General features: G+C 68.6%; 13 protein-coding genes and 1 pseudogene. 10 read left to right on the top strand and 4 right to left on the bottom strand.

The genetic code is table 11. From position 1 onward, the window contains the following. Positions 1–56 precede the first annotated feature (56 nt). From sppA to ACW11F_RS10500, 3 genes are all read left to right on the top strand, one after another. The gene (gene sppA / locus ACW11F_RS10510; RefSeq protein ID WP_456997095.1) at positions 57–1,970 is read left to right on the top strand and encodes a signal peptide peptidase SppA; all 1,914 of its coding nucleotides are present in this window, start codon (positions 57–59) and stop codon (positions 1,968–1,970) included. Positions 1,971–2,075: 105 nt separating this feature from the next. After that, positions 2,076–2,852, top strand: coding sequence for an SDR family oxidoreductase (locus tag ACW11F_RS10505; RefSeq protein WP_456996857.1), 777 nt, complete (start codon positions 2,076–2,078; stop codon positions 2,850–2,852). Continuing rightward, on the top strand, positions 2,842–3,345 hold the full coding sequence (locus ACW11F_RS10500) for a methyltransferase family protein (protein ID WP_456996856.1): 504 nt from the start codon (positions 2,842–2,844) through the stop codon (positions 3,343–3,345). Before ACW11F_RS10505 ends, ACW11F_RS10500 begins: the two co-directional genes overlap by 11 nt. Positions 3,346–3,417: 72 nt before the next feature. Here the strand turns inward: ACW11F_RS10500 and ACW11F_RS10495 are convergent, their stop codons facing one another. Both ACW11F_RS10495 and ACW11F_RS10490 read right to left on the bottom strand, forming a co-directional pair. Continuing rightward, entirely contained in the window at positions 3,418–3,711 is a 294-nt protein-coding gene (locus tag ACW11F_RS10495; RefSeq protein ID WP_456997094.1) for a cupin domain-containing protein, read from the bottom strand. Between the two features lie 198 nt (positions 3,712–3,909). Continuing rightward, positions 3,910–5,124, bottom strand: a pseudogene (locus tag ACW11F_RS10490) (multifunctional CCA addition/repair protein); the annotation flags it as partial. Positions 5,125–5,268: 144 nt separating this feature from the next. On the opposite strand from ACW11F_RS10490, the gene ACW11F_RS10485 reads away from it, so the two are divergent. From ACW11F_RS10485 to ACW11F_RS10475, 3 genes are all read left to right on the top strand, one after another. After that, on the top strand, positions 5,269–6,117 hold the full coding sequence (locus ACW11F_RS10485; RefSeq protein WP_456996855.1) for a class I SAM-dependent methyltransferase: 849 nt from the start codon (positions 5,269–5,271) through the stop codon (positions 6,115–6,117). Between the two features lie 21 nt (positions 6,118–6,138). Beyond that, positions 6,139–6,675, top strand: a complete 537-nt coding sequence (locus ACW11F_RS10480) for a pseudouridine synthase (protein ID WP_456996854.1) — start codon at positions 6,139–6,141, stop codon at positions 6,673–6,675. A gap of 108 nt (positions 6,676–6,783) precedes the next feature. Further along, positions 6,784–7,911 carry a hybrid sensor histidine kinase/response regulator gene (locus ACW11F_RS10475; RefSeq protein ID WP_456996853.1) on the top strand — a complete coding sequence of 376 codons (1,128 nt, stop codon included), beginning with the start codon at positions 6,784–6,786 and terminating at the stop codon, positions 7,909–7,911. A 44-nt stretch (positions 7,912–7,955) separates the two neighbouring features. Here ACW11F_RS10475 and ACW11F_RS10470 read toward each other — a convergent pair whose 3' ends face one another. Further along, a complete protein-coding gene (locus ACW11F_RS10470) occupies positions 7,956–8,348 on the bottom strand; it encodes a hypothetical protein (protein ID WP_456996852.1) in 393 nt (130 codons plus the stop codon). Positions 8,349–8,478: 130 nt separating this feature from the next. Further along, on the bottom strand, positions 8,479–10,974 hold the full coding sequence (gene hrpB / locus ACW11F_RS10465; RefSeq protein ID WP_456996851.1) for an ATP-dependent helicase HrpB: 2,496 nt from the start codon (positions 10,972–10,974) through the stop codon (positions 8,479–8,481). A 91-nt stretch (positions 10,975–11,065) separates the two neighbouring features. Between hrpB and ACW11F_RS10460 the strand changes: the two genes are divergently transcribed. From ACW11F_RS10460 to ACW11F_RS10445, 4 genes are all read left to right on the top strand, one after another. Further along, positions 11,066–11,866: a TatD family hydrolase gene (locus tag ACW11F_RS10460; protein WP_456996850.1), complete on the top strand. Its 801-nt coding sequence runs from the start codon at positions 11,066–11,068 to the stop codon at positions 11,864–11,866. Between the two features lie 69 nt (positions 11,867–11,935). Then, a complete protein-coding gene (locus tag ACW11F_RS10455; RefSeq protein ID WP_456996849.1) occupies positions 11,936–12,571 on the top strand; it encodes a ParA family protein in 636 nt (211 codons plus the stop codon). Between the two features lie 12 nt (positions 12,572–12,583). After that, positions 12,584–13,078, top strand: coding sequence for a SixA phosphatase family protein (locus ACW11F_RS10450; protein ID WP_456996847.1), 495 nt, complete (start codon positions 12,584–12,586; stop codon positions 13,076–13,078). Further along, positions 13,079–15,034 carry a phospholipase D family protein gene (locus ACW11F_RS10445; RefSeq protein WP_456996845.1) on the top strand — a complete coding sequence of 652 codons (1,956 nt, stop codon included), beginning with the start codon at positions 13,079–13,081 and terminating at the stop codon, positions 15,032–15,034. It abuts the gene before it with no gap. Positions 15,035–15,141: the final 107 nt, after the last annotated feature.

Raw genomic sequence — 15,141 nt, 5'->3', positions numbered from 1 at the left:
CAGCCCATTTCAAGGATTTCGTGTCGATGAACGCCATTCCCAGCCCTCCGCCGCCGATGCCGCCCGCGGCACCCCAGACGCCGCGTCGCGGCCCCATCGCCGCGTTCTTCGTCGGCCTGTGGAACGCGATGAACTTCACCCGGCGGCTGGTGTTCAACCTGCTGTTCTTCTTCATCCTGTTGCTGCTGCTGATCGGCGTGCTTGCCGCGATCGTCGGTGGCGGGCAGGGCGTCAAGCTGTCGGAGCGCACCACGCTGGTGCTGGATCCGGCCGGCACCCTGGTCGAACAGGACAGCCGCGATGCATTGACCCGCGCCCTGGCCGGCACCAAGCCCGATGACAGCCGCGGCCAGGTGCAATTGCGCGATCTGGTCGGCGTGATCGATGGCGCGGCCAAGGACAAGCGCATCGAGCGCGTCCTGCTCGACCTCGGCAATCTGCGCGTGCACGGCTATGCCTCGCTGCATGAAGTGGCGCGCGCGCTGGAGCGCCTGCGTGGCGCCGGCAAACAGGTGATCGCATATGGCGAAGGCCTTGGCCAGGCGCAGTATTTCCTTGCCGCACAGGCCGACGAGATCTACCTCGACCCCAAGGGTTATGGCGTCGAGCTGATCGGCCTGTCGCGCTCGCAGCCCTACTTCCGTCAGGGGCTGGAGGACAAGCTCGGCGTGGATGTGCACCTGTTCAAGGTGGGCGAATACAAGTCCGCGGCCGAGCCGTTCGTGCGCGATGACGCTTCGCCCGAGGCCAAGGAGGCCGATCTGTACTGGATGAACGACATCTGGCAGCGGATGCTGGCCGGCATCGCCGAGCGCCGCAAGCTGGATGTCGCCACGCTCAGCGCCGACATCGACGCCATGGATGAGGGCATCACGGCCGCCGGTGGCGACATGGCCCTGTACGCGCTCAACCACAAGCTGGTCGATGGCCTGAAGACGCGCGAGGAAGTCGAGGCCCTGCTCGCCGAACGCGGCGAGAAGGACAAGAAGGCCGATGGCGGTTTCCGCCAGATCGGCTGGGGCAACTTCCTGCGCCACATCGCGCCGAAGCTGCCGGTGGAGGCCGATGGGCGTCCGCAGGTGGCGGTGGTGGTGGCCGAGGGCGAGATCATGCCGGGCAAGCAGGCGCGCGGTTCGATCGGCGGGGAAAGCACCGCCGCGCTGCTGCGCCAGGCGCGTGACGAGGACAAGGTCAAGGCGGTGGTGCTGCGGGTGAACTCGCCCGGTGGCGAGGTGTTCGCCTCCGAGCAGATCCGCCGCGAAGTGGTTGCGCTCAAGGCCGCCGGCAAGCCGGTGGTGGTGTCGATGGGCGATCTTGCCGCTTCCGGCGGGTACTGGATCAGCATGAACGCCGATCGCATCTATGCCGACGAGAGCACCATCACCGGCTCGATCGGCATCTTCGGCCTGATCCCCAACTTCACCCGCACGCTGGACAAGATCGGCGTGCACAGCGACGGCGTCTCGACCACGCGCTGGGCCGATGCATTCGATCCCACCCGGCCGTTGAAGCCGGAACTCGGCCGCGTGATCCAGAGCGTGATCGACAAGGGCTACCGCGACTTCATCGGCAACGTGGCCGAGGCACGCGGCAAGAGCGTCGACGAAGTGGACGAGGTGGCGCGTGGCCGGGTGTGGACTGGCGCCCAAGCGCACCAGCGCGGACTGGTGGATGCGTTCGGCGGCGTGCAGGCGGCGATCGACGATGCGGCAGAGCGCGCCGAGCTGGAATCCGGCAAGTACGTGGTGCGCTATGTCGAGGAGCCGGTACCACCGTTCATGGCCTGGCTCGCGGACATGGTGCAGGCGGACATGGGCAGCGCCGTGCTGGCGCGCTCGGCGCTGCTGCGCAACGTGGTCGGGCTGTTCGAGCCGAAGCTGCAGGAACCGCTGCGCTACCTGCATTCGCAGGCGCACACCCCGGGCGGGCCGATGGTGCGCGCCGCCGCGCACTGCTTCTGCGGACCCTGATCCGCGACATCAAAGCCACATGCAACGCGCCGGGTCTTCCCGGCACGTTTTTTCGTGGCCTTCTCCAGCAGCTATGCTTGCGGCTTGTCGCACGGGAGCATTTCGATGGCCGACGCACGCTGGCGGCTGGATGGGCAACTTGCACTGGTGACCGGCGCCAGTGCCGGCATCGGCCGCGCCATCAGCGCCGAGTTGATGGGCCTGGGCGCCACCGTGCTGATGGTGGCGCGCAACGAGGACGCGCTGGAGGAGGCGCGCGACGAGCTGGAGGCGGAGATCGACAGTGGCGAGGCGCACCTGCTCGCCGCCGATGTCGCCATCGCCGAGCATCGCCGCATCATCCTTGATTGGGTCGAGGATTTCGGCGAGGGCCTCAACATCCTGGTCAACAACGCCGGCGGCAACCTCACCCGTCCGGCGATCGAGTACAGCGAACAGGAATGGCGCGACATTTTCGAGATCAACGCGTTCAGCGCGCTCGAGTTGTCGCGCTATGCCCATCCCCTGCTGACCCGGCATGCCAGTTCGAGCATCGTCAACGTCGGCAGCGTTTCCGGCCTGACCCATGTGCGCACCGGCGTGGCCTACGGCATGAGCAAGGCGGCGATGCACCAGATGACGCGCAACCTGGCGGTGGAATGGGCCGAAGACGGCGTGCGCGTGAATGCGGTCGCGCCCTGGTACATCCGCACCCGGCGCACCTCGCCCAAGCTGGCCGATCCCGATTACCTGGACGAGGTCCTGCTGCGCACGCCGATGGGGCGCGTGGGCGAGCCGCAGGAAGTGGCGGCGGCGGTGGCTTTCCTGTGCCTGCCGGCGGCCAGTTACATCACCGGCGAATGCATCGCGGTGGATGGTGGCTTCCTGCGCCATGGATTCTGAAGCGACCTCCCGGGCCGCACTCGCGGTGCCTGCACCGTGGTGGTTGCGGCTGACCTCGCCGGTGCATTTTGCGCTCGCGCTGGGCGTGGCCTGGGCCATGCAGGAACTGTTTGCCTTGCCATTGCCGGGTGAGAGGGCCCGGCACATCAGTCATCTGCTGGGCACCGTGCTGGCCAATGGCGGCTTGCTGCTCGCGCTGTGGTGCATGCTGCTGTTCCGCAAGCGTGGCACCACGCTGCTGCCCGCCGGCCAGCCCGGCGCACTGGTGCGCCAGGGGCCGTATCGCCACTCGCGCAATCCGATGTACCTGGCCTTGCTGGCCAGTTATCTTGGCCTTGCCCTGATCCTCGACCTGCCGTGGGGCTGGCTGACCGGATTGCCGGCGCTGTGGCTGCTGCATGCGCGCATCATCCCGTTCGAGGAGGCACGCATGCAGGCGCGTTTCGGCAGCGCATTCGACGCGTACCGCGCGCAGGTGCCGCGCTGGCTGTAGCGCAGCTGCCCGCACTGCTTTGCACAGCAGGCTTGCCGCGGCACAAGGGCCGCGGCAGGCGCACGAGCGGGCTTATTCGCTGGTGGTGCCGTCGAAGTGTTCTTCCTGCTCGTCGGCCTTGCTCGCATGCACCACGTCGTGGCGATGCTCCGGCGGGCCGTACAGGGTGTACAGGCGCATCGGCTTGGCGCCGGTATTGATCACGTTGTGGCGTGCGCCGGCGGGCACGATCACGCCGAAGTCACCCTTGACCGCATGGCTCTGGCCGTCGATCTGCACTTCGCCACTGCCTTCCTCGAAGCGGAAGAACTGGTCGTGGCCTTCATGCACTTCCTCGCCGATCTCCTCGCCCGGCTGCAGGCACATCAGCACCAGCTGCATGTGCTTGCCGGTATACACCACGCGGCGATAGTCCTGATTGTCCTCGGTGGCTTTCTCGATGTCGTCAACGTAGCCCTGCATGGCGGCTCTCCTGATGGGGTGGGTCCTGCATGATGCCTGTTCGGCGTGAAGCGCGGTTTGATCCGCGTCATCGGCCTGCGCCTGCGATGTGCTCGCCGCATCACGCGCCTCGGCAATCGCGCGGATGCGCGCGCGTCGCAACGCTTCCCCCAGCGCCGGCCCGCTGTGGCGATCGGCCAGCTCGGCGGCACGTGGCACGCGCGCGGCGGCGAACAGCCGACGCAGCTCGTTCGCCTGCGGATAGGGCGTGTCGGCGTGGCCGGCGCGGCCACGGCTGTCGGCTTCGCAGGCGCTGGCCAGTTGATCGATGCGCATGGGCTTGCGGAACGCATCCGCACGCTCGAGGATCTTCAACACCGTGGCTGGCTTGAGTTCCATCAGGCGATGCACGTTGAGGTGCTCGCGGCAGACGATGGCGGCGAGCTGGCGATGCTCGTTCGGCACGCGCAGGCGTTCGGCCAAGGCCTGCAGCGGTTTCAGGCCGCGTGACTCATGCAGCGGATGCCGCGGCAGCTCGGCTGCGGGCGTGAGGGCCTTGCCGAGGTCGTGGGTCAGCGCGGCGAAGCCGATCAGGTCATCGCCAGGAGCCAGCCGTGCGGCCATGTCGCAGACCATTTCCACGTGCACCCCGGTGTCCACTTCGGGGTGGTAGTCGGCGCGTTGCGGTACCCCGTACAGCGCATCCACCTCCGGCAGCACGCGCGCCAGTGCCCCGCATTCGCGCAGGCTGGCGAGGAAAGCCGATGGCCGTGCGCTGCGCAGGGCGCGGACCAGCTCCTGCCAGATGCGCTCGGCGCTGAGGCTTTCCAGCTCGCCGGCTGCGGCCACCTGACGCATCAGGGTGACGGTTTCGGGGGCGATGGAGAACCCGAGCGGGGCGAAGCGCGCCATGAAGCGCGCCGCGCGCAGCACCCGCAACGGATCCTCGACGAAGGCCGCGCCGACGTGGCGCAGCACGCGGTGCTGGATGTCGGCCGCACCGCCGTGCGGATCGATCAGTGCACCGCTGTCCAGGTCGCGCGCGATGGCATTGATGGTGAAGTCGCGCCGCGCAAGATCCTGCTCCAGCGTCACGTCAGGCGAGGCATGCACCACGAAGCCCTGATGCCCGCGTCCGGACTTGCGCTCGGTGCGTGCGAGGGCGTGTTCCTCGCCGGTGTGCGGATGCAGGAACACCGGGAAGTCGCGGCCGACCTGGCGAAAGCCGCGTGCGCGCATCATCTCGGGCGTGGCGCCGACGACGACATGGTCGCGGTCGCCGCCGGGCAAGCCGAGCAGTTCATCGCGCACCGCGCCGCCGACGAGGTAGGTTTTCATGCGCGCCACTCGCGACCTGGAACCGGCCTTGCAGTGTAGCGAGCGCGGTGCCGGGGCCGCTGCGCCGTGCCTCGGTGCGTCATGTTCGTGCCGCGTGCATGTGCCTGCGGTACGCTTGGCGAAACACGTCCTTGGGGAAGGATCATGCGTCGAACAATGACCCGCCTGTTGCTGCTGAGCTGCGCACTGACACTTGCCTCCTGCGCCGGGCAGAGCGTCAGGCAGCGCAGTGAAAGTGCACGTGCATGGGCGCAGGAAGATGCCGCTGCGCTCGCCTTCATCGTCGATGCGCCATGGCGCAGCGCGGAGAATCGTGCACGCAACGGTGCCCGCCATCCGCAGCAGACGTTGGAGTTCTTCGGCGTCGGCAGCCGCATGCGGGTGGTCGAGATCAGCCCGGGCGCGGGTTGGTACAGCGAAATCCTCGGCCCCTACCTGCGGCATTCCGGGCGTTACTTCGCCGCCATGCCGGCAGGGCCGGCCGACAGCTTTTACGGACGCAGCAATGCCGCGCTGAAAGCCCGTTTCGCCGCCGATCCCGAGCGTTTCAGCCGCGCCGAAGTGATCGAGTACGACCCGCGCGCACCGCAACTGGGTGCGCCGGGTTCCGCCGACGTGGTGCTGACCTTCCGCAACGTGCACAACTGGGTCGCCGCCGATACCGCCGCGGCGCATTTTCGCGCCTTCCACCAGGTGCTCAAGCCCGGCGGCGTGCTCGGCGTGGTCGACCACCGCGCCAAGCCGGGTACGCCGCTGGAGGTGATGAAGCAGTCCGGCTATCTCACCGAAGAGCTGGTGATCGACCTCGCCACGCGCGCCGGTTTCCGTCTGGATGCGCGCAGCGAGGTGAACGCCAACCCCGCCGACAGCACCGATCATGCTCAGGGCGTGTGGATGCTGCCGCCGACCAATCGCCATGACAAGGCGGATGCGGAGAAATACCGTGCCATCGGCGAAAGCGACCGCATGACGTTGCGCTTCATCAAGCCCTGAAGCCGGCGCACGGCGCATGCGGTGCTGATCGCCTTCAACAAGCCGTATGGCGTGCTGTGCCAGTTCACCGATCGCAGCACGCCACCGCGGCGCACGCTGGCCGAGTTCGGTTTTCCGGCGGGGGTGTATGCCGCCGGTCGGCTCGATCTGGATTCCGAAGGCCTGCTGCTGCTGACCGATGATGGCCGTCTCGCGCACCGCCTCACCGACCCGCGGCACAAGATGGCCAAGACCTACTGGGTGCAGGTGGAGGGGGAACCACAGCCCGCGCAGCTCGACGCGCTGCGCCGCGGCGTGCAACTCAAGGATGGGCCGACCCTGCCGGCGCAGGCCCGCCTGATCGCCGAACCGCGGCTGTGGCCACGCGACCCGCCGATCCGCTTTCGCAAGAATGTGCCGGATGCCTGGCTGGAACTGGTCATCCGGGAAGGCCGCAATCGCCAGGTCCGGCGCATGAGCGCCGCGGTCGGCCTGCCCACCTTGCGCCTGGTGCGGGTGGCGATGGGCGGCATCGAACTGCGCGACCTCGCGCCGGGGCAGTGGCGCGCAAGCGACTGAATTGATGAATGATTCAGAAACTTGGCAGCGTATTCAGCCCCGCGCAAGCCACCCTATACTCCAATGATGCGACGCGCCGGGTGAATGCGCGTTGCCAGGGGAAACCAGTTGCCCAACACCATTGCCATTGCCGGCCACATCCTTCTGGTCGACGATCAACCCACCAACCTGCGCGTGCTGGCCACGCTGCTGGCGCGCCAGGGCTACGAGGTTTCCACCGCCGGGGATGGCGAGGCGGCCCTGGAGACCTGCCGTCGGGTCCGGCCCGACCTGATCCTGCTCGACATGATGATGCCGGGCATGGACGGCTTCGACCTGACCCGCGAACTCAAGGCCGATCCGCAGTTGACCCGCATCCCGGTGGTGTTCCTGACCGCCGCGCACGAGCGCGAACTGCTGCTGCGTGCGTTCGAAGCCGGGGCCGTGGACTACGTCACCAAGCCGTTCATTCCCGAAGAATTGCTGGCGCGGGTGAACTCGCACATCGTGCTCAAGCTGACCCGCGACCGTCTGGAACGCGTGGCGCGCGAGCGACAGAACCTGGTCAACCTGGTTGCGCATGATCTGAAGAATCCGTTGACCAGCGTGCTGTTTGCCAGCGAGATGCTGATGCGCGCGGAATGCAATCCCGAGCGCGCGCCGCGTTACCTCGAAGTGATCCACGAAGCGACGCTGGATGCGATCAGCTACATCCGTACCTATCTGGAACGGCAGGCGCGCATGGTGGCGCCCGATCCGGATGCACCGCGGCCCTCGGCCTCGCTGAACGAAACGGTGGAGTGGCTGCGCGCGCGCTACAGCCTGCAGCTCGAAGCCCGCGGCGTGCGCATTCTCGGCCAGTTGCCGAAGCACGATTGCCTGGTGGCGATCGAGCCGATGGTGTTGCGCCAGGTCGCCGAGAACCTGGTCACCAACGCCAGCAAGTACGCGGCTGGTGGTGGCGAACTGGAGTTCCAGGTGCGCAACGGGGCGGACGGCTATTGGCAGCTGCATGTTTCCGACCGCGGGCCGGGGATTCCCGCATCCCGCCAACGCGAATTGTTCAAGCCCTTCACCCGCCTCAGCGAAGCACAGCAGGCCGATGAGCTGTCCAGCGGCCTCGGCCTGTCGCTGGCGCGGCAGATCATCGCGGATGCAGGTGGCCAGCTGTATTACGAGGATCGCGAAGGCGGCGGCTCGCGCTTCGTGATCGAGCTGCCCGCGGCCACGGCGCAGGACGAAGCCGGCGTTTCCTGAGCGCCGCGTGCCGCCGTCCCGCCGGGGTGTGGTGCCGGTGGGTGTCAGTCGGCCTGTGCGTCGTCCGCGTCGGCACGCGTGTGGCGACGACGCGCGTCGATGCGCTTGGCCGTGCCTTCGATCGCGGCTTCCTCGGCCTTCTTCTTCGCATGTCGGCGCGTGGCGTACCACAGCAGGCCGCCCGCCGCGGCCGCGGCAACCACCACGCCGGGATTGCGGCGCACGAAGCGGGTTGCGGTGCGCCCACCGGTGCGCACCGCCGCCAGCGCGGCGCCGGTTTCCAGCCAGCGCATCGCCGCATCCGGCAGCTTGCCCTTGATGTCGCCGCCCAGGTGCGCGGCGCGGCTGCCGAGGCCGGCAGCGAGCTCGCCGGCTTTCTGGCTCACTTCACCGGCCACGTGTGCGGCGCGCTGGGCGATGTCCTCGAACTTGTTCATGGGCTCTCCGTCCGCCTTTCGCGGCATGTGCAAGGTTGCGGAAAGTATCCGTCGCGCAGCGTTGGCTGCATGTGAGTGCAAGCCGGCTGCAGGCTGAACCGTCGGCGCGCGCGGGGATTGTGCGCGGGGCTTACTGTCCGCGCGGTTTGGCGCGATGGGTCGCGGTCGCATTCCACGGGTCTTCGGGCCACGGGTGGCGCGGGTAGCGCCCCTTCATTTCCTTGCGCACCTCGGGCCAGGTGCGGTCCCAGAAGCCGCGCAGGTCGCGGGTCACCTGCAACGGCCGGCCCGCCGGCGAGAGCAGGTGCAGCAGCAGCGCGATGCGGCCCTCGCAGATGCGCGGTGTCTCGCCCAGCCCGAACAGTTCCTGCAGTTTCACTGCCAGTACCGGCGGTGCCGGCTCGCCGTGGTCGTCGAGGCGGTAATCGATGCGTCGCGCAAGCCCGGAGGGCACCTCGATGCGCACCGGCGCCAGCACATCGAGCCGGCGTTGCAGCGGATAATCCACGCGCGAGCGCAGCGCATCGCCGAGTGCGTCCGCAGCCAGATCATCCAGCCGCATCCTGCCGGCGAGCGCGGGCGCGAGCCAGTCATCGAGGCTGCCGAGCAGGGCGGCGTCGGACATGTCCGGCAGGCCCAGTTCCGGCATCCAGCTGCGCAGGCATTGCACGCGGATGCGCCATTGCGTGCTCGCTTCGCTCCACGGCAGCAGCTGCAGGCCCGACTCGCGCACCGCGTCAAGCAAGGCGTGCGTGGCCAGCGCCGGATCGATCCGGCCGCCGCCGCGGGTGGACAGCACGATGCCGGCGAAGCGCTCGACATGTTCGGCCACCAGTGCGCCCCGCTGTGCGTCCCAGCGCACCTCATCGCCACTGCGGAAGCGCTCGGCGAATGCGCGGCGCAGGCGCGCCTCGTCCAGCGGCGCCGCGCGCAGGATCAGTGCATCGCCGGTTTCGTGGCGCAATTCGCTGACGCACAGCCAGGGCTCGCCGAACAGTGCGCTGTCTTCGCCCAGCCGCGCCATGCGCCCGTTGGCCAGCAGGTAGCGCAGGCGGTCATCGGGGTGGCAATGCGCGATGCGGTCGGGAAAGGCATGCGCCAGCAGGCCACCCAGGGCATGCGCGGGGGCGTCATCCGATGGAGTCGCAGTGCAGCGCAGACGGCGACGCCACTGCCGTGCCGCGGCGTCGATCTGCGCCAAGCTGCTGCGCACGGCATCGGCCGGCACGCGTCCGGCACGGAAGGCGGCCAAGGCCTGCCAGCGTTCGGCGAGTGCATCGCTGCGGCTGCGCAGCGGGTCGCGCGCTTCGAGCAGGGCGGCAAGATCGCAGGCCAGTGCCTGCTCGTCGGCGGTCGCGGCCAGCAGCATCGCCGCCAGCCGTGGATGGGTGCCGAGGGCCAGCATGCGCCGGCCGGACGGGGTGATCGTGTCGGCCGGGTCGAGCGCGTCAAGCTGCCGCAGCAGGTCACGTGCCGCCGCCAACGCTCCGGGCGGCGGCGCATCGACGAAGCGCAGCTCGTCACTGCCCCACGCCGCCAGCTCCAGTGCCAGCGTGGCCAGCTCGACCTGGTGGATTTCGGCGCGCCGCTGTGGTGCCAGGCGTTCGGAGGCCGGCCACAGGCGCAGTGCCCAGCCCTCGGCCACGCGCCCGGCACGCCCGGCGCGCTGGTCGGCACTGGCCTGGGTGATGCGCACCACGTCCAGCCGCGCGAAGCCGCTGTTCGGATCGAAGCGCGGCTCGCGCGCCAGGCCGCTGTCGATCACCACGCGCACCGCCGGCAGGGTCAGGCTGGATTCGGCGACATTGGTCGCCAGCACCACCCGCCGCACGCCATCCTGCGCCGGCTGCAACAGCCGCGCCTGTTGTTCGATCGGCAGTTCGCCATGCAATACCAGCACCTCGGCCTCGACCGGCGATGCATCCAGCAGCCGCTGCACGCGCCGGATCTCGCGCATCCCGGGCAGGAACACCAGCACGTCACCGGGATGAGTGCTCAGCGCATGTCCGATCGCGCGCCGCAGCTGCGGCTCCAGTGCCTCGTCGCGGCGTGCGGGAAAGTGCGTGACATGCACCGGAAAGCTGCGCCCGGCACTGCTGATGCGTGGTGCCTGCAGCCAGCCGGCCAGGGCTTCGCCATCGAGCGTGGCCGACATCACCACGATGCGCAGGTCGGGGCGCACGCTGGCTTGCACGTCCAGCGCCAGCGCGAGGCCCAGATCGCCGGCGAGGTGGCGCTCGTGGAATTCGTCGAACAAGACCGCACCGACGCCTTCCAGCAACGGGTCGTCCTGCAGCATGCGGGTGAGGATGCCCTCGGTGACCACTTCGATCCGCGTCGCCGCCGACACCTTCGATTCGAAACGGATGCGGTAGCCCACCGTGGCGCCGACCTCTTCGCCCAACTGCCGCGCCATGAAGCCGGCGGCGGCGCGCGCGGCGACCCGGCGTGGCTCGAGCATCACGATCCTGCCCCCGTCCAGCCACGGCGCATCCAGCAGCGCCAAAGGCACCTGGGTGGTCTTGCCCGCGCCCGGCGGCGCTTCCAGCACCAGCCGCGGATGCGCGGCCAGCGATTCGCGCAGCTGCGGCAGGACCTCGTCGATCGGCAGGGCGGGGCGATGCATGGCGCAAGGATACGCAGCCGTCCCGCGCACGGCTGCCGCACGGGCCTCGGGTATGCTTCGCGCCGCATCCGCTCCACACCGCCTTGCTGCCATGCTCATCGATATCGGCGTCAACCTCACTCACGACAGCTTCGACCATGATCGCGAGGCGGTGCTGCAACGTGCGCGTGCCGCCGGGGTCACGCGCATGATCGTCACCGGCGCCTCGCGCGAGCATTCACCCAAGGCCTTGCAGCTGGCGCGGCAGCATCCGGGCGAGCTGTTCGCCACCGCCGGCGTGCATCCGCACCACGCCAGCGAATACAGCGCCGAATGCGATGCGGAAATCCGCGCATTGCATGGGCATGCCGAAGTGGTCGCGGTCGGCGAGACCGGACTGGACTATTTCCGCGATTTCTCGCCACGGCCGATGCAGCGGCGGGCGTTCGAGATGCAGCTGCAGATCGGCGTGGACACCGGCAAGCCGCTGTTCCTGCACCAGCGCGATGCGCATGCCGACTTCATGGCGATGATGAAGAACTTCGATGGCCGGCTCGGCCCGGCGGTGGTGCACTGCTTCACCGGCAGCCGCGAGGAACTGTTCGATTACCTGGATCAGGACTGGCACATCGGCATCACCGGCTGGCTGTGCGACGAGCGCCGCGGCCAGCACCTGCGTGAACTGGTTCGGCACATTCCGGCCAACCGGCTGATGATCGAAACCGATTCGCCCTACCTGCTGCCGCGCAGCCTGAAACCGATGCCGAAGGATCGTCGCAACGAGCCGGCCTTCCTGCCGCACATCGCCGAGGAGCTGGCGCGCGACCGTGGCGAAAGCATGGATACGGTCGCCCGTGCCACCAGCGCCACGGCGCAGGCGTTTTTCCGTTTGCCACCGGACGACGGGAAGTGAGGAAAAACGCCCTCGCGCGCGCCTTGCGGGGGCGGTGCTAGGCTTTGCCTCTGGGCACGGGAGAGCGCGATGAAGACGGTGCTGGTGGCAAGCTCCAAAGGCGGCGTGGGCAAGACCACGCTGGCGACCCACTTGGCCGCGTACTGGGCCACTCAGGGTCTGAACACGGTGTTGGTGGATGCCGACCCGCAGGGCTCCTCGACCCGCTGGGCCGAGCGCCGCGCGGACTTGCCGCACGCGGTGCTGCCGATCGATGGCACGCGCAAGGCCTGGGCCAAACGCATTCCCGCGGACAGTCAACGGGTGGTGATTGATGCCCCGGCGGGCGCCCAATGCGGTGAACTGGAGCCCTACCTCGAACGCGCTGACGCGGTGGTGATCCCGGTGCCACCCTCGGCACTGGACATCGAAGCCACGGTGCCGTTCATCAATGCCCTGGCCAAGCACCCGCGCGTACGCCGCGGCGAATTGCCGCTGGGACTGGTCGGCAACAAGCTCAAGCCGTGGACCAATGCCTCGCGTCAGGCGATGGACATCCTGCGCGAATGGGGCGTGCCACTGGTGGCCGAAGTGCGCGACAGCCAGTCCTACGTGCTGCTCACCGGGCTGGGTCGCAGTCTGTTCGATTACCAGTCGGCCCAGGTGCGTGCACACCAGGACGATTGGCGGCCACTGCTGAAGTGGCTGGAACGCCCACGCAATTGAAGATCGCACCCGATGCCAGGCGAATCGACGTTCCATCTGTTGCTGCTGCGCCATGCCGAGGCGGAAATGGCGCTGCCCGGGCAGGCCGATGCCGAGCGCGCGCTGAGCGCACACGGCAGGGCACAGGCCGTGCAGGCGGGGCACTGGCTGCGTGACGAACAGCCGTCGCCCGACCTGCTGCTGTGTTCACCCGCACTGCGCACGCGGCAGACGCTGGACGGTGTCGCAGCGGCGGGTTGCCGCCTGCCGCCGGCACGCTTCGAGCCGGCGATCTACGAGGCCAGCCTCGGCCAGTTGCTCGGCGTGATCGAGGACGCGCGCGCGGCGCATGTGCAGGCGCGGCGGCTGTGGCTGATCGGGCACAACCCGGGACTGGAGCAGCTGCTGGCCCATTTCGCCGCCGATGCACGGCTGCGGCCGATGCCGGTGGCGGCGATCGCGGTGCTCGATTTCGGGCATGCGGTGGCCGCGGGTGGGGGGCGGCTGGCCGCGTGGCGGGTGCCCTGAGTGGCGGCAAGACGCATCGGTGTGCAGCGCGGCGTGCTGCTGTTCGCGCTGGCGTTGCTGGGAGGGTGCAGCACCCTGCCGCCGCAGCAGAGTTACGAGGTGATGCGCATCGTCGAGCAGGCGCGCCCGCAGCAGCTCGACTGCGAACGCGAGGATCGCTGCGCACAGCCTTCACCGCTGCTGGCACAAGCCGAAGCCGATGCCGCACGCACGCAGGCGGCCGCCGATGGCGGCGATATCGCCGGCGCGGATGCGAGCGACACGGATGATGAGGCAACCCATCGCGCGTTGCTGCTGGAAGAAGGCCAGGATGCGCTGCGCCTGCGCCTGCACCTGATCCGTGCCGCGCGCGAGAACATCGACCTGCAGACCTACATCTTCGACGAGGACGATGCCGGGCGCGTGGTGCTGCGTGAACTGGTCGGCGCCGCGCGTCGCGGGGTGCGCGTGCGCCTGCTGCTGGACCAGCTTTCGGCAATGAGGACCGCGCGCACCCTGGCGGCGCTGGCCGGCGTGCATGCCAACTTCGAAGTCAAGGTATACAACCCGGTGCTCGGCCGCGGGCAGATGCGCTGGATCGATTACGCGCTCGGCACGCTGTGCTGCTTCCGCACCCTCAACCAGCGCATGCACAGCAAGGTGTTGCTGATCGATGAGCGCATCGGCATCACCGGCGGGCGCAATTACCAGGATGACTATTTCGATTGGGATGCCGAATACAACTTCCGTGATCGCGACATCGCGCTCAGCGGCCCGGTGGTGGCGGAGATGGCGGCCAATTTCGAGGCATTCTGGCAGTCGCGGCGCAGCGTGCCGGTGATCGAATTGCGCGACGTGGCGCGGGTGCTGCGGCGTGAGGGCGTGCCCGAGCTGTCGCGGCGTGCCTACCGGCATCCCGAGCGCGCACGCCTGATGCAGGCCTCGGCCAACGATCCGGAGCAGCTTGCGCGCCTGGCCGCGGCGAGCCAGCCGGTGCATGGGGTCGAGTTCGTCGCCGACTTGCCGCAGAAGCACCGTCGCGAGCCACGTGAAGTGCGCCGTGCGGCCGCGCCCTCCAGCGACGTGCTGTACCAGCTGGTCGAATCCACCCGCGAGGAGGTGCTGATCCAGACGCCGTACCTGGTGCTGTCCAGACCCGCGCAACAGCTGTTCACGCAAATGCGCAGGCGCGAGCAGCCGCCACGGGTGGTGGTGTCGACCAACAGCCTGGCCGCGACCGATGCGTTCATGGTGTACGCGCTGTCGCACAAGTACAAGCGCCGCTACCTGCGTACTTTCGGCTTCGAGATCTACGAGTACAAGCCGTATCCGGAAGACGCACCCATCGACCTGGTCGCGACCCGTGCGCCACGGGTGGACAGCCTTGGTCCGCCACCGGAGCCGGTTCGCCAGCCCTGGGCCAGCCGCGATCGCCGCGAATACACCCTGCAGCGGCGCCTGGTGTTCGCTTCGCGCGGCAGCGCGGCGCCGCTCAAGCGCGCCGGAGTGCGCATCGGCCTGCATTCCAAGTCGCTGGTGGTCGACGATGCGGTGGGCGTGGTCGGCACCCACAACTTCGACCCGCGCGGCGACCACTACAACACCGAAAGCGCGGTGATCATCCGCGATGCGCGCTTCGCCGCCGAGCTCGCCACGCACATCCGCCGCGACATCGAACCGGAGAACTCGTGGGTGATCGCGCCACGCAAGCGCCCGCCGATCCTTTCCGGGCTGGACTACTCGCTGATGAAGGTGTCCGAACAGCTGCCGGTGTTCGACCTGATGCCGCGCCGCTATGCCACCAGCTACGAGTTCATGCCCGGTCCGCAATGCCCGACGCCGCTGCGCATCACGCATGAGGATTTCGCGCGCTGCTATCGACCAGTGGGTGACTTCCCCGAGGTCCGCATCGGCGTGAAATGGTTCGCCACGCGATTGTTGACCGCATTCGGCGCGGGCCTCGCGCCGATCCTCTGACCATCGTTCCGCGCAGCTGCGCGCACCGCAACGCACCTGCCAGGTGCGGGCGACAGGCGCGTGGCAGGTCATCGGTTGGGTGACTTCCGGCACCTGTGCTTGTTGTT

The sequence above is a fragment of the Luteimonas sp. e5 genome, from assembly GCF_054031035.1.
The sequence above is the reverse complement of the archived record's forward strand: the minus strand, read 5'-3'. Positions and strand labels throughout refer to the sequence as shown.

Bases quoted from the DNA above. Each gene is read 5' to 3' on its own strand.
- ACW11F_RS10470 (WP_456996852.1), bottom strand. From the start codon at position 8,348: ATGAACAAGTTCGAGGACATCGCCCAGCGCGCCGCACACGTGGCCGGT.
- ACW11F_RS10495 (WP_456997094.1), bottom strand. From the start codon at position 3,711: ATGTGCCTGCAGCCGGGCGAGGAGATCGGCGAGGAAGTGCATGAAGGC.
- ACW11F_RS10485 (WP_456996855.1), top strand. From the start codon at position 5,269: ATGCGTCGAACAATGACCCGCCTGTTGCTGCTGAGCTGCGCACTGACA.
- hrpB (WP_456996851.1), bottom strand. From the start codon at position 10,974: ATGCATCGCCCCGCCCTGCCGATCGACGAGGTCCTGCCGCAGCTGCGC.
- ACW11F_RS10450 (WP_456996847.1), top strand. From the start codon at position 12,584: ATGCCAGGCGAATCGACGTTCCATCTGTTGCTGCTGCGCCATGCCGAG.
- sppA (WP_456997095.1), top strand. From the start codon at position 57: ATGCCGCCCGCGGCACCCCAGACGCCGCGTCGCGGCCCCATCGCCGCG.
- ACW11F_RS10500 (WP_456996856.1), top strand. From the start codon at position 2,842: ATGGATTCTGAAGCGACCTCCCGGGCCGCACTCGCGGTGCCTGCACCG.
- ACW11F_RS10460 (WP_456996850.1), top strand. From the start codon at position 11,066: ATGCTCATCGATATCGGCGTCAACCTCACTCACGACAGCTTCGACCAT.
- ACW11F_RS10455 (WP_456996849.1), top strand. From the start codon at position 11,936: ATGAAGACGGTGCTGGTGGCAAGCTCCAAAGGCGGCGTGGGCAAGACC.
- ACW11F_RS10505 (WP_456996857.1), top strand. From the start codon at position 2,076: ATGGCCGACGCACGCTGGCGGCTGGATGGGCAACTTGCACTGGTGACC.